At 40.0% G+C, this 13,942-nt stretch carries 12 protein-coding genes; 4 read left to right on the top strand and 8 right to left on the bottom strand.

The genetic code is table 11. The features are described 5' to 3' along the window. Positions 1 to 7: 7 nt before the first annotated feature. Positions 8 to 904, top strand: a complete 897-nt coding sequence (locus tag SLP02_RS19880) for a succinate--CoA ligase subunit alpha (protein ID WP_319422455.1) — start codon at positions 8 to 10, stop codon at positions 902 to 904. Positions 905 to 920: 16 nt separating this feature from the next. Here SLP02_RS19880 and SLP02_RS19875 read toward each other — a convergent pair whose 3' ends face one another. Continuing rightward, positions 921 to 2,351, bottom strand: coding sequence for an FAD-binding domain-containing protein (locus tag SLP02_RS19875; RefSeq protein ID WP_319422454.1), 1,431 nt, complete (start codon positions 2,349 to 2,351; stop codon positions 921 to 923). Between the two features lie 696 nt (positions 2,352 to 3,047). Between SLP02_RS19875 and SLP02_RS19870 the strand changes: the two genes are divergently transcribed. Continuing rightward, positions 3,048 to 4,742 carry a bicarbonate transporter BicA gene (locus SLP02_RS19870; RefSeq protein WP_319422453.1) on the top strand — a complete coding sequence of 565 codons (1,695 nt, stop codon included), beginning with the start codon at positions 3,048 to 3,050 and terminating at the stop codon, positions 4,740 to 4,742. Positions 4,743 to 5,077: 335 nt separating this feature from the next. Here SLP02_RS19870 and SLP02_RS19865 read toward each other — a convergent pair whose 3' ends face one another. The 7 genes from SLP02_RS19865 to SLP02_RS19835 form a co-directional block, all read right to left on the bottom strand. Further along, positions 5,078 to 5,743, bottom strand: coding sequence for an HAS-barrel domain-containing protein (locus tag SLP02_RS19865; protein WP_319422452.1), 666 nt, complete (start codon positions 5,741 to 5,743; stop codon positions 5,078 to 5,080). Between the two features lie 52 nt (positions 5,744 to 5,795). Then, positions 5,796 to 5,984: an NAD(P)H dehydrogenase subunit NdhS gene (locus tag SLP02_RS19860; protein ID WP_319423711.1), complete on the bottom strand. Its 189-nt coding sequence runs from the start codon at positions 5,982 to 5,984 to the stop codon at positions 5,796 to 5,798. Between the two features lie 88 nt (positions 5,985 to 6,072). Beyond that, the gene (locus SLP02_RS19855; RefSeq protein ID WP_319422451.1) at positions 6,073 to 7,332 is read right to left on the bottom strand and encodes an MlaD family protein; all 1,260 of its coding nucleotides are present in this window, start codon (positions 7,330 to 7,332) and stop codon (positions 6,073 to 6,075) included. A 28-nt stretch (positions 7,333 to 7,360) separates the two neighbouring features. After that, entirely contained in the window at positions 7,361 to 8,185 is an 825-nt protein-coding gene (locus tag SLP02_RS19850; RefSeq protein WP_319422450.1) for an ABC transporter ATP-binding protein, read from the bottom strand. 60 nt (positions 8,186 to 8,245) lie between these two features. Further along, positions 8,246 to 9,319 carry a magnesium chelatase ATPase subunit I gene (bchI, locus tag SLP02_RS19845; protein WP_319422449.1) on the bottom strand — a complete coding sequence of 358 codons (1,074 nt, stop codon included), beginning with the start codon at positions 9,317 to 9,319 and terminating at the stop codon, positions 8,246 to 8,248. A 230-nt stretch (positions 9,320 to 9,549) separates the two neighbouring features. Then, a complete protein-coding gene (locus tag SLP02_RS19840; protein WP_319422448.1) occupies positions 9,550 to 10,329 on the bottom strand; it encodes an SDR family NAD(P)-dependent oxidoreductase in 780 nt (259 codons plus the stop codon). Positions 10,330 to 10,423: 94 nt separating this feature from the next. Then, a complete protein-coding gene (locus tag SLP02_RS19835; RefSeq protein ID WP_319422447.1) occupies positions 10,424 to 10,948 on the bottom strand; it encodes a GNAT family N-acetyltransferase in 525 nt (174 codons plus the stop codon). 421 nt (positions 10,949 to 11,369) lie between these two features. Between SLP02_RS19835 and SLP02_RS19830 the strand changes: the two genes are divergently transcribed. Together SLP02_RS19830 and SLP02_RS19825 are read left to right on the top strand one after the other, a co-directional pair. After that, positions 11,370 to 12,242, top strand: coding sequence for an alpha/beta fold hydrolase (locus SLP02_RS19830; protein WP_319422446.1), 873 nt, complete (start codon positions 11,370 to 11,372; stop codon positions 12,240 to 12,242). 127 nt (positions 12,243 to 12,369) lie between these two features. Then, complete coding sequence (locus tag SLP02_RS19825; protein ID WP_319422445.1) at positions 12,370 to 13,875, top strand: site-2 protease family protein; 1,506 nt, start codon at positions 12,370 to 12,372, stop codon at positions 13,873 to 13,875. Positions 13,876 to 13,942: the final 67 nt, after the last annotated feature.

Below are 13,942 nucleotides of genomic sequence, written 5' to 3'. Positions count from 1 at the left end.
TTCTGCTATGAACTGGTTTTCACCCAAAAAGGTAATTGTCCAAGGAATTACAGAGTCTCAGGCTGCTGTTTATGCAGTGCAAATGAAAGCCTCTGGCACTGAAATTGTAGCGGGAATTAGTCCTGGTAATGGAGGCAGTGAAGTTGATGATATTCCCGTTTTTGATTTGGTAGAACAGGTACTAAACCAAGTTAAGCAAATTGATATTAGCCTAATTTTTGTAGATCCCTTTCAAGTACTTGATGCAGCAAAAGAAGCGATCGCTGCGGGAATTAAGAAAATTATTATTTTTACTGCAAATGTTCCTCCTTTAGATACGATTGAGCTTCTAAAATATGCTCAAGCTAAGGACGTGCTAGTTTTAGGTCCTGGTAGTCATGGAGTTGTGATTCCACAGCAAAGTTGGTTAGGTAAGTTAGAGCCTCAGTTTTATCGCCCTGGAGAAGTGGGGTTGCTCACCACCAGCCAGCACCTGTCCTATGAGGTAGCAGCAGAATTAAATCAGGCAAATATGGGACAGTCCATAGTTGTCAGTTTAGGGGAGGATCGAATTGTCGGCTCTAGTCTGCCTCAGTGGCTAGCAATTTTGCAGTCAAACTCAAACACCAAAGCGATCGTTTCTATTTGTCAAAGTATTAATCAAGCCGAAGAAATTACTACCTACTGTAAAAATAATGGCGACGATAAACCAATCATTGTTTACGTTGCAGGATTAAAAGCACCTCAAGAAAAGGTGTTTCGTGATGCAGTGACAATTATTAGCAATAATTTATCTAGCTCTATTCCTGCTGTCAATCGCGATCGCCAAAAGATTAGCAAGCTCAAAAAAGCTGGTATCAAAATAGCTAGAAAACCCAGTGAAATTCCAGCAATTATTCAAAAGGCATTATCTACTACTACCTAACTAAGTCGGTTCTAGTTTAGCCCTTTTGTTGTTTATACAGTGCCTTGAACTGTCGTTGCTGAACTTTATGATCGACAATGGGTTGAGGATAATCGTAACTGGCTCTTTCTAACTCAGGTATTTTACCCGTTACCAAATACTCTGTTTCCATTGAGCTTATTTCGGGCAGCCATTGACGGATGTATTCCCCATCTTGGTCAAATTTAGCTGCTTGAGAAGCAGGATTAAAGATGCGTAGCGGTTTAGGATCCATCCCGCTAGAGGCACTCCACTGCCAACCACCATTATTAGATGATAAATCACCATCGAATAGCTTCTGCATAAAATATTTTTCGCCCCAACGCCAGTCAATAATTAGATCTTTAGTTAGAAAGCTGGCAACAATCATCCGACAACGATTATGCATCCAGCCAGTTTCGTTTAGCTGTCGCATAGCCGCATCGACGATGGGATAACCCGTTTTTCCCTCACACCATGCCTGAAATTTGGTTTCGTCGTTTTCCCAAGGAAAGTCTTTAAATTCATCGCGATATGAGCCCTTGGCTAATTCAGGAAAGAAAAACATACAGTGCTGATAAAATTCTCGCCAGGCTAGTTCTTTTTGCCAGGTAACTACGCCGTTTTTGGCTTCTTCGCTGCGACAGTTAGCTAACATATCTAAAGTTGCTTGCCATACGCTGCGAATGCTTACTGCGCCAAACTTTAAGGCTGCACTGAGGTTAGATGTACCATCCACATAAGGAAAATTACGCTCTTCTTCATAACAGTAGATAGCGCGATCGCAAAATTCTTCTAGCTTCTCTATTGCTGCGGTTTCTCCTGGCTCAAGCATTAAAGGATTTTCCCACACGTAGCCCAAATCTTGGGCAGTAGGTAGGGCGATCGCGCCAGCCTGGTTGGCTGTTTCTAATTCAGCTTTAGTTAAACCCGATAGCTGCTTAATTTCTTTGGTCGTTTTTTGTTTGTCCTCTTGATTCCAGCTACGCCAAAAAGGGGTATAAACTTTATAGGGTTCACTAGAAGATTTAGTTAGCACATCGCCTGGGGCATGAAGTAGCTGATCCCAAAAGTTTTTAGTCTCGATACCTTTTTCTTTGAGCGCATCGGTTACAGTACGATCGCGCTCTTTTGCATAAGGTTCAACATCTAAGTTCCAAAATACTGCCTTTGCCTTAAGTGCGATCGCTATCTGAGCAATAGCTTTTTGAGGTTTTCCTTGCACAATGATTAATTGACTACCAAGCTGCTGATAATTTTGCTCCAACTCCTGTAAGCAGCCAATCATATAGGTGACTCTGGCGGGGGCAATATCATCGCGATCGAGAATATTAGAGTCTAGACAAAATAAACCGACTATTTTTGCAGTTTGCTTTGTTGCTGCTGCTAATCCAAGGTTATCAGAAATTCGTAAATCACGACGATGCCAAAAGAGTATTAAATCAGACATGGGTTACTCAACGCTTTTTTTTGTTTATCTTAGCGTTTGTGAACTAACCTGACTCTCTATCAAAGATTAGAGAGCGAGAATTCTCATTCTATTTCTTTAAAATTATCTTTAGAAAAATATCTATCCTTTACCTCTACCGAAATCAAAATTAATCACCAAACGGTAACTCAACGAGCCTCTAATAGCAACCTAGGCTGTTTATATATTGATGTTCCACAAATTATGTCAATGGTTAATCAATTCCCCATTCCTGAATCAAATCAAGAAGCTAAAGCAATGCGATCGCCGTACTAAACTCAATACAAAATGTAGGTTCTACCGTGACTATGACTGACAAACGAACTAGTCAACAAGATCTATTTATTCTTTTTGAGGATGATTAAAACCTGTTAAGACACATAGCAACTCTCGTTTTGTCTAAAAGTTGAGAGATTGTCTTATTATTAATCTAAATTATTAAAGAATAGTCGATTGATAACCTTTCCTTAGTTTGCAGATTTTAAAAAATCAAGCAGTAAAGATTGCTTTTAAAATTTCATTAAGGTATGGTCTTCTATAGATTTAAGTCAATTGAAAAAATAATAACAATAGTTTTTAATTAATTATTTGGTATTACCATATACAAAACTATTTTGTCAATAATTAATAACTTAGAACATAGTAAAAATTACCAACATAATATTTTAAATTATTACCATGCCAATTACCAACACAATTGACTTGAAAAACGTCAAGGGCGATATTTTCGGTGGTGTTACCGCTGCGGTAATTGCCTTACCAATGGCTCTGACCTTTGGTGTTGCTTCTGGTGCGGGAGCTTCTGCTGGGCTTTGGGGCGCAATTTTAATTGGCTTCTTTGCAGCTTTGTTTGGTGGAACTCCCAGCCTTATCTCTGAGCCAACTGGTCCGATGACAGTGGTGATGACTGCCGTAATTGCCACTCTAACGGCTGCCGATCCCGAAAACGGTTTGGCAATGGCATTTACAGTCGTCATGTTGGCTGGCATTTTTCAAATTATCTTTGGATTTTTTAAATTAGGCAGATACATTACCCTGATGCCCTACACGGTGATATCTGGCTTTATGTCGGGTATTGGGGTAATTCTGATTATTTTGCAGACTGCGCCATTTTTGGGGCAAGCTAGTCCTAAGGGCGGTGCTTTAGGGACAGTGCAAAATTTACCGACCCTGTTTGCAAATATCAATCCTTTAGAAACTTTGCTGGCTGCCTTAACTCTAGGGATTTTATTCTTTTATCCGTCCAAGCTCAAGAAATTTATGCCTCCTCAGTTACTGGCATTAATTTTGGGCAGTATAATCGCCATTCTTTTCTTTGGTAACGCTGATATTCACACTATTGGTAAAATTTCAGTTGGCTTACCTAAGTTACAGATTCCTACCTTTGAGACAGCTCAACTGCAAACAATTTTGGTTAACAGTTTAGTTTTGGGAATGTTGGGCTGTATTGATGCTTTGCTAACTTCTTTGGTGGCTGACAGTCTAACTCGTACCGAACACAACTCTAACAAAGAATTAATTGGTCAAGGTATTGGTAACTTGGTTTCTGGTTTATTCGGTGGTATTGCTGGTGCTGGGGCAACCATGGGGACAGTAGTTAATATCCAAGCTGGTGGTCGGACTGCCTTATCTGGCATAACTCGTGCCTTGATTTTACTCGTAGTTGTTTTAGGTTTAAGTCAATATTTAACAGGTATTCCTAATGCAGTTTTAGCAGGAATAGCTTTTAAAGTAGGTTTTGATATTGTGGATTGGGGTTTCCTCAAGCGCGCTCACAAAATTTCTCCCAAGGCAGCCTTAATCATGTATGGGGTAATTATTCTCACTGTTTTTGTAGACTTGATGGTGGCTGTTGGTGTGGGTGTATTTGTAGCTAATATTCTGACTATCGAACGTCTGTCTAATTTGCGAGCCGAAAAAGTCAAAGCTATTACTTATGACGATGAAGAAATTGTACTCAACGATGAAGAAAAACAGTTATTAGAAAGAGCCAATGGTCGCGTACTCTTATTTTATCTAAGTGGTCCGATGATTTTTGGGGTAGCCAAAGCCATCTCTCGCCAACATAATTTGATTGATGACTATCAGGCATTGGTTTTAGATATGTCGGAAGTACCATTTTTGGGTGTGACTTCTGCCTTAGCTTTGGAAAATGCCATAACCGAAGCATTAGAAAAAGATTGTCAGGTATTCTTAGTTGGTTTGCAAAATCAAGCCGAAGAACGCTTAAGAAAGTTGGGTGTAATTGTAAAAATACCCAGTAAAAATTTTATAGGCGATCGCACTATTGCCTTAAAACAAGCGGTTGATTATGTCGATGAACATATTGCCGACTTTGAAAATTACCCTGTTAGTTCTCAGGCAATTGGATAGTTTAGAGCTTTTAGCTTCTTGGCGCCTTCTCTGTCCAAGAGCCTTGTTCCACACCCGAAGTTCAAGGGAATGCTAGCGGGTGTCGAACCATGCGAGGGGGTCTCGAAAGAGGTCAGGAGGGAAAAAGCCTGTTTGCCAACTTATATTTAAAGTATGTTTTGAAGTCGAGGGGTGCGCCCGTCTAGGGCGCATACCCAATCGACTTATTGACGGTGAGGGACGCGGACAAAGGGCTTGCCCGCATGTTTTCCGACCCTTGTCCAATCACCGTGTTGATAACCGGATTGGGTATTAACTGTCTTATACGTTAAATCAGCAAAGCCAATGATTAATGCTTACCAATGAATCTGACTCAAAATATAGCGTAGACGATCATAATCATCTTTTAAAAGTGTGCTGAGAGTACGACCGACATTAACTAACCAATCGCGATTTGCTTTTCGCTGACGATAAATATCTCGTACAGATGCTGCAACTAAAGATTCTACGGGTATATCCTTAGCCTGTAAAAGGGTTCTGAGGAAGTCTAGTTTTTCGGTGAAGTGAATTATTTCTTCTGCATCACAGTGATAAACAGATTGATGAATTTGAGGTGGACGAGGAGGTAAATATTGATATACTTGACCTAATTTCGCTTTATTACCATTAACGTTCGCGGGTGTTTCAAAACCGACAATTGCTGCTTTAAACTCGGTTTTGAGCATGGCGAATATTTGTGGCTGCTGTTCTCGCAACTCTTCTAAAGATAAGCCCAATGCTCTAGCGCGATGAACAGAATCAATGGGACTAGTGGTGACATAAGTAACCACGGACAAAATTTTGTTACCAGATTCTTCATCAAAAGATTTAATCCAGCTACCAAAAGGAGGCATTACAGGAAATTTTAAGTCTTCAGGTTCAAGACACTGAGCTAAATATCCAGTTGTAGAGGTTTCAATCACCTCCCCAATATGTTTGGGGTTGCGATCGTCAACCGTAAATTGAGGTAGGGGAAGACGCATTTTTAAAGAATGAGGGATAAGGAATTAGGTTTTTATCCCCGATATGATAACGTTATTTCTTCTTCTTGGTTAAATCTACGGCTTCAAGCTCAGATAGATTAAAGGTTACTAGCTTATCCCAGTTGCCTCCTTCAAACAATACCGCAACTCTACCATCGTCTATACGCTGTACTAAGCCTTGAAATTTATAGTAGGTGTCATCAGAATTAGTAATTGTTACAGTTGCCCCAGGTAATATCATCATTTGCTTTAATGCGATCGCTTTTTATATGGTTATTATTTAGCTTACCAAGTAAACTTAGTTAGGTTGATAATCAAATTGTTGAATACTAGGGAGATTGCTGATTGCCTATGTTTGGCAATTTGCTGTTTTTTTCTGTTTTCGCCGTCTTAGGAGAAACAAATAATGCTTCAGACATTGGTTTAATTGCATTACTAGTTTGAACCTGTTGGTCTAGTTGGTCGGTAGTAGAAACCAAATTACTTAAACCATTAACCAAATCGCGAACATTTTTTAAAAAGGCAGGATCTCCAGTAAATGATTCGAGATCTGCGGTAATTTTCTGGGCATTGTCAAAGGTAACTCTAGCCGAGTCTAGGGTTTGTTGAAGGCTGACTAAACTTTCGTCATTGCCAAAGGTTGTCGAGATGTTTTTTAAGTTCTTAGAAGCTACCGCTGCATTTGCGGTTAATTCTGATAAATTAGCTGCTAATTTTTTTGTATCGGCGGTATCAACGGTTTTATCTAGTTTGGTAACTAAACCTTGCAGGCGATCGCTAGTAGTTTCAACACTAGTTAGAGTAGTGGTCAGGTTGGTTTTGTTTTGAGTAATCAACTCATCGACATTGTTGGTTAACCTGCTTATTTGTTCACCAGTTTGCTGATAGGTTTTGGCTGTAGACACCAGTTCATTAGAAGTGTTATTTGCCACGTCAGTTATCGTTTTAGTGGCATCAGACACAGAAGCCACTTCTTGCTTTAGATCATTAACTAAAACCGAAGCTTCTTTGGTAAGCTTGCCAATTTCTGCTGCTGCTATGCCAGCGTTTTCCACCGCCGAGTCCACTTTGGCAACAAACTCTGGTTGACCATAAGCTTTGCTAAAGCGATAAGTATAAGGCAATAAATCATCTAGGGTAATGCCTTTTTCTCCTTGAAGACGAGCATTATTACAAATAATTTGAGATGAATCGCAGTTAGAACTAACGGGACTCAAATCAGCCGATTCTTTGGGTAAGTCAGACTCAGGCACAATATCAACAAAGGTATCTCCAATTAAACCCGAACTTCTGGCTTTAATTGTGGAATTTTTGGGAATTAAAAGATCCGTGGAGTCAATTTCAATTACCACATCAACTCCATTGGTACTAGGCTTAATCTCGTCAATTCTGCCAACTTTTAAACCTCGATAACGGACCCCGTCTCCTAATTGAATGCCATTAACATCAGGAAAATCAGCAGTAATCTTGTAGCTTTTATTCCCCAAGGTAACACCTCGAATCCACAAGACTATACCTCCAAACACCAAAATACTAAATATAATTAGTAATCCCACCGAACCTTCTCTGACAGTGCGCGATCGCAGCATATTTTCCTCTCACCTTAAGCTTTTTAGTTTAATCAACCACACGAATTGGACCTTCAACGCTACCACTGAAAAACTGCTTTACTAAAGGGTTATCAGTAGTATCAATTTCTTCAACCGTTCCAGTCCATTGAATTTTGCCTCCATATAAAAAGATAATCCGGTCAGCAGTACGGCGAATGGTACTGTGTTGATGGCTAACCATAATGTATGTACCACAACCCCTTTCGGTACACTGTAAATCACGCACTAAATCTTCAATCACGGTAGAAGCAATTGGATCTAAACCTGCGGTTGGTTCATCATATAAAATTATTTCTGGTCTGCTTTGAGGATTTTCTGGATTGAATATAATTGCCCGAGCAAAGCTAACTCGCTTACGCATCCCTCCAGACAACTCCGCCGGAAAACTCTTATTCGTTCCTCCCAAACCAACCATTTCTAGCTTTGCATCAACTAAATCTTTAATCTTGCGCCGACTGAGGTTGGAATGTTGATAAAGAGAAAAGCCGACATTTTCTTCTACGGTTAAAGAGTCAAATAGGGCATCCTGTTGAAACACCATACTTATGCCGAGGGAATTTTCTTGGTCTTCTATTAAGCCTGTTTGCTTTTGCCCACTCATATAGATTGACCCTTTGTCGATGGGCATTAATCCAGCGATCATCCTCAAGATAGTAGATTTTCCTGTTCCTGAAGGACCAATAATCACCAGTGCTTCAGCTCGATCTATCTTCAGGTTTACCCGATCTAAAATTGCTTTGTTACCAAAGGATTTACTGACTCCTCGCAGTTCAATTAAAGGGACTTGAGGATTTTGTTGCGCTGTTGTTTGGTTGTCGGTAGTTAGTGTCACTGGCTTTGCTTCTCAAAAATTTTAAACTTAAATCTAGGATTTTCCGTACCTAACTAAGTCTTATTCTTCTAGTTCTAGCCCAAAAATACGCGCCACTGATTTTCGGACTTTATAACCCGAATCAATAGATTCTAGTGGGTCTTTGCGTAGACGATGGCGTAAACAAAGAACAATTACGCGGCGAATATCATCAACCGTTACTTCTGTACGTTCTTCCAAAGCGGCGATCGCTTTAGCAGCACGGTTGGTAACTATATCTCCCCGCAAACCATCTACGTCTAACTCTGAACAGATTTCGGAGATTTTCACCCGTAGATCGTAATCAATTGTTACAGAAGGCAGTAACTCTTGTGCCTTGACAATCTTGTTTTGCAAAGCAATTTGTTCTTCAGCATACTTCTCGCCAAAAGAACTGGGATTACCATCAAATTCGGCTCTTTGTTCGACAATCTGCACCCGTAGATTTGGCTCTTTTACAGTGCGAATCTCCGCGTGCATCCCAAAGCGATCTAATAATTGAGGGCGAAGTTCTCCTTCTTCGGGGTTGCCCGAACCCACCATCACAAACTGGGCAGGGTGGCGAATCGAAATGCCTTCCCTTTCTACAGTGTTCCAACCACCAGCAGCCGAATCAAGCAGCACGTCTACAAGATGATCGTCAAGTAAGTTCACCTCATCTACATACAGAATGCCCCGATTAGCTTTAGCTAGCAATCCTGGTTCAAAAGCCTTTACCCCGTCAGACAAAGCTTTTTCAATATCGATAGTTCCACAAACTCGGTCTTCGGTTGCACCAAGGGGAAGATCGACCATCTGCACCTTTTTCTTAACGGTATTAATTGGTATTTGCTGGTCTATTTTTTGTTTAACTTCATCGCTCATCAAGTCTGCATCATGAGGATCGCTATTAAAAGGATCTCCTTCTACTACTTCAATTTCGGGTAACAGGTCAGCCAAAGCGCGAATAGTGGTAGATTTGCCTGTACCGCGATCGCCCATAATCATAACCCCCCCAATCTTAGGATCGATAACGTTGAGCAGAAGAGCTAACTTCATCTCTTCTTGTCCCACAATAGCCGTGAAGGGAAATACCTGACGACGGGTCTTAGCAGGTACTTGTAGTGTTGCAGTCATATCAATCCTTGTTTATTAAGCGGTTACGTTGGCTAATGGGAAAAGTAGCCACTAAAATCTTTTTATTTAATCAATTCAATATTTCTTAATTGTGCCATGTTTCACGATTCTTAAGCTAAGTAAGTGGGTGAAATTAAATATAAATTTGTCGAAGGATTAAATGCAGGGGCGAACGGCCGTTCGCCCTTACAAGGTTTATGTGTCTTAACATTTGCTTCAACTGCTGTAAGTTATTTCTTAAACTGTTTTTCTACAGCACTAACTAAAAAGTCTCTAGGGACAAATCGAGGAACATTAACTAAAAGCTGATTAGCAATACCACCTGTAACAATAGTAGATTCTTTTTTCTTCATTGCCTTGAGAGCTTCTTTTACTACTGTTTCACTCTCGCTCATGATGCTAGAACTTGTTCCTGGAAAATTATCGGGAAAGTCTGCTCTTTGCCAAAATCCTGATTCAGTTGGACCAGGACATACCGCCAAAATATTAACTCCCGTGTCTTTATTTTCCGCCCAGAGTGCTTCGCTAAAGTTGAGGACAAAAGCTTTTGTTGCAGCATATACTGACATATAGGGCAGCGGTTGAAAACCAGCGATTGAAGAAATATTGATAATTCCCCCACTACCACGCTGCTGCATCAAGGGTAAAAACAAGCCTGTTAATTCAACTAATACAGTCATATTAAGTTGAATCATGGCTAACTGTTTGCTTAAAGGGCGATCGCAAAACGTTCCATAATCGCCAAATCCCGCATTGTTAATCAACAGATCGACCGTCAAACCTTGAGCTTGAACCTGGTCAAATATTGCCTGTCCTGCTGCTGGCTCTGTCAAATCTTTGACTATAACTTCAGTTTTTACCTGATATTTACTGCTTAATTCTTGAGCTAACTGTTCTAATTTATCTTGCGATCGCGCGACCAAAATTAAGTCTGTATTTAAACTTGCTAATTCCCTGGCAAATGACTCACCAATTCCCGAAGATGCTCCAGTAACTAAAGCCGTACTCATGTTTTAAAAATTATTATTGCTTTTGTTGCAAATTGTAACGCAACTTGGCTCGGTAACCATTGACCCATTGATACATTGTTAATCGATCGTTGATTTAGTCTGGATACCAAAACATCCCCTTAATTCCTTCAGGATCGACAATAAAGCCGAGTCTTTGATAGAATTTAACTACTTGGGGATCGGCAAACAGAGTAATATTGCTTATATCTGCACTGCGTAGCTGAGAGATAGAATACTTCATCAATGCCTTACCTAAACCTTGACCTTGGTATTTAGGATCGACTACTACATCCCAGATAGTCGCATTAAAAGCATGATCGGAAGTAGCGCGGGAAAAGCCAATTAAACGTCTTTTTTTTCCTTTGACTTCCCACATCGAAACCACTAAAAAACTATGCTCTATGGCTATTTTAACTTTTCGTAGGGGACGACGCGCCCAGCCAACGCGATCGCAAAGCTCTTCAAGCTCATAATAATCAAGATCGCGATCGGTGCTAAATACTATTTGGGGCTGAGAATCGTCTTTACTTCCCAAATTTAATACTTCTTCACCAGATTCAGTAGTTTTCGAGGTATCTACTGCATCTGGATTGTTAAATAGTTTTTTCCAAAAGACCATGCCGATATGGCTTACTGATTTGTGGTTTTAATACGATATTTTTATATATCTTTGTTATATTAATCTATTTTCAGACCCAAAAGCAGATCTCAATCCAAAAACTATTTGAGACATAACTTAATATTAGCCTCTGACATTACGCATTTAATCTAACTGCTGTGACGGGGTGACGAGGAGCATAGTCTAGCTGAACCGTCCCCAACGGTGCGCGTTCCCTTGCGCCTTACGTCGACGCGGGGTCGCACCGCAAGCCTCCAACTCCCCCCGTCCCCAAGCCTTACAGATCGATGAGTGCGTAACATCAATTAGCCTTGACGGGGACGAAGGGATTAGCCGCCCGTTGCGCTCCTGCAATCAATGGTCAAAATTGACACAATAGTAGAGCTAGGATTTGTTGAAAATGTGATGATACGATAAAAAGATGCCATCCATAAATATATTAGAAACACCTCATGTCTATGAGTTAACTGCTCCTGTTGACAATCTCAAACAACCTATTTTAGTTTTCGTTCATGGCTGGCTTTTAAGCCGTCACTACTGGCAACCCATAGTAGAACTATTAAAATCTGAGTATCAGTGTTTGATCTATGATGCCAGAGGTTTTGGTGAATCTATCGCTACCAAAGCACCAACAAGTTCAAACACTCTCGATAATCACTACAGTCTTAGTGCTTATGCCCAAGATTTAAAATATTTGCTGGAAAATCTGGAAATTAAACAAGCATGGGTCATTGGTCACTCTTTAGGGGGAAGCGTTGCTCTTTGGTCTGCGGATATGTATCCCCAAGTGATTAAGGGTGTTATTTGTCTTAATTCGGGAGGAGGAATTTATCTTAAAGAAGAATTTGAACGTTTTCGTAATGCGGGTCAGCAACTGGTTAAGTTTCGTCCTGGTTGGTTACGTAATGTTCCTTTATTAGATGTTTTGTTCTCTAGAATGATGGTGGCTCGTCCTCTAAAATTGAAGTGGGGTCGGCAAAGAATTATTGATTTTATTCAAGCCGACGAAAAAGCAGCTTTGGGTGCGCTTTTAGAATCCACTACCGAAACGGAGGTTCATTTACTGCCTCAATTAGTTTCTCGTTTAAAACAGCCTGTATATTTTATTGCAGGAGAAAAAGATCGGGTGATGGAAATCAAGTATGTCAATCACCTAGCTAGCTTTCATCAATTATTTACCTCAGAAGATAGCAACGTATTTGAAATTCCTAACTGTGGACACTTAGCCATGATCGAAGCCTCTGAAGAAGTATTTGCAATCATTACCAAAGTTTTGAACAAATATAGAGTATAGACTTAACCTGAGATAATAAAGTAATTAAATTAAAAACCATTAATAACTAAAATATCAACTACAGCATACAGAGCTATTTTTGATGGTTAATTTAACCTATCTTAATAAAACAATCTTAAAATAACTAATGTTAAACGGATCAGAATCTATTGCCACTTTTATACCTATTGCAGCAGTCCTTGCCATACTTATTTGGGGGTACAATAAATCCAAAGCCTATGGTAGATTAGGAATGCTAGCGTGGCTACAGTCAATCGTTTTAGTAGGACCGTGGCTATTATTTTTTGGTCTGTTTTCTGTCGGCATATACCTTAACTTAGTTGGCATTCTATTTTTGCTGGTTACTTCAATTGCTGTTTATATCTGGTTAGGAAAGCAATTAAGAGCAGAAGGACAAGAAGCTTTGCTACAGCAAAAGGCAGCCGAGAGAATTAAACGAGAAGCACAAATCTTAGAAAAAACAACTCAATCTTCTGACCTTAAAAAATTTGAGCAAAACACAGAGCCAGAAATATCGCCTATCCCCGATCAAGATTTGGCAGAATTAAAAGGGATTTTTGGCATCGACACTTTTTTTGCTACAGAAACAATACCTTATCAAGATGGAGCAATTTTCAAAGGAAATCTGCGTGGGGAAGCAGATACCGCATACTCCAGAATGAATCAAAAGCTAGAGCAATCTTTTAATGATAAGTATCGTTTATTTTTGGTTGAAAGTCCTGAAGAAAGACCTATAGTAGTCATCTTACCCAAGATAAACGATCCTCAGACTACCACCCTGGCTCAAAAAAACATAGCTCTAATTTTATTTATCGGCACAATTTTGACCAGCCTAGAAGCCGCTAGTTTATTACAGGGATTTGATTTATTTAGTGACTTTGGACGTTATGGTGAAGCTATTCCCCTAAGTTTGGGATTATGGACTATTTTAATAGCTCACGAAATTGGTCATAGAGTGATTGCCAACCGCTACAATGTTCGTTTAAGTATTCCTTTCTTTCTACCTAGTTGGCAAATTGGTTCGTTTGGAGCAATCACGCGCTTTGAGTCATTGCTGCCCAACCGCACTGCATTGTTCGATATTTCTTTTGCCGGTCCAGCTACAGCAGGCATCATTTCTTTATTATTATTGGTTTGCGGTTTAATTTTTTCTCATGATGGCAGTATGTTTCAGCTACCAACGGAGTTTTTGCGAGCATCTATTTTGGTGGGAACTTTGGCAAAAGTGATTTTGGGTTCAGCTTTAGAGTCAGCAGTAGTTGATATTAACCCTTTGGTTGTCATTGGTTGGCTAGGTTTGGTAATTACTGCCTTAAATCTTTTACCCGCAGGTAAATTAGATGGAGGCAGAATCGTTCATGCAATTTATGGGCGCAAGACTGCTCGCAGAACCACTGTGGCAACTTTAATTATCCTGGGAATTGTGGCTTTGTTTAACCCTGTAAATCCCATTCCTCTCTATTGGGCAGTGTTGATTTTATTCTTGCAACGAAATTTAGAGCGTCCTGTTCAAAATGAGTTAACAGAACCTGATGATAGCAGAGCAGCTTGGGCTTTATTGTCCTTGTTTTTAATGTTGACGACTTTGATTCCTCTAAGTGCTAGTCTAGCTGGTCGTATTGGCTTGGGCTAGTTTACAGTTAGGATAGTTAGAGTAGTTGAGACAGTCTCGATCTCTTTTAAAAGGACGCTACATGACA

Origin of the sequence: Pleurocapsa sp. FMAR1, assembly GCF_963665995.1 — a bacterium.
Lineage (GTDB): Bacteria > Cyanobacteriota > Cyanobacteriia > Cyanobacteriales > Xenococcaceae > Waterburya.
Note: the sequence above shows the minus strand (reverse complement) of the source record. Positions and strands in the feature narration are given on the sequence as shown.

Excerpts from the sequence above, each read along its gene's own strand:
- SLP02_RS19880 (WP_319422455.1), top strand. The coding sequence starts at position 8 with ATGAACTGGTTTTCACCCAAAAAGGTAATTGTCCAAGGAATTACAGAG.
- SLP02_RS19875 (WP_319422454.1), bottom strand. The coding sequence starts at position 2,351 with ATGTCTGATTTAATACTCTTTTGGCATCGTCGTGATTTACGAATTTCT.
- SLP02_RS19870 (WP_319422453.1), top strand. The coding sequence starts at position 3,048 with ATGCCAATTACCAACACAATTGACTTGAAAAACGTCAAGGGCGATATT.
- SLP02_RS19865 (WP_319422452.1), bottom strand. The coding sequence starts at position 5,743 with ATGCGTCTTCCCCTACCTCAATTTACGGTTGACGATCGCAACCCCAAA.
- SLP02_RS19860 (WP_319423711.1), bottom strand. The coding sequence starts at position 5,984 with ATGATATTACCTGGGGCAACTGTAACAATTACTAATTCTGATGACACC.
- SLP02_RS19855 (WP_319422451.1), bottom strand. The coding sequence starts at position 7,332 with ATGCTGCGATCGCGCACTGTCAGAGAAGGTTCGGTGGGATTACTAATT.
- bchI (WP_319422449.1), bottom strand. The coding sequence starts at position 9,319 with ATGACTGCAACACTACAAGTACCTGCTAAGACCCGTCGTCAGGTATTT.
- SLP02_RS19840 (WP_319422448.1), bottom strand. The coding sequence starts at position 10,329 with ATGAGTACGGCTTTAGTTACTGGAGCATCTTCGGGAATTGGTGAGTCA.
- SLP02_RS19835 (WP_319422447.1), bottom strand. The coding sequence starts at position 10,948 with ATGGTCTTTTGGAAAAAACTATTTAACAATCCAGATGCAGTAGATACC.
- SLP02_RS19830 (WP_319422446.1), top strand. The coding sequence starts at position 11,370 with ATGCCATCCATAAATATATTAGAAACACCTCATGTCTATGAGTTAACT.
- SLP02_RS19825 (WP_319422445.1), top strand. The coding sequence starts at position 12,370 with ATGTTAAACGGATCAGAATCTATTGCCACTTTTATACCTATTGCAGCA.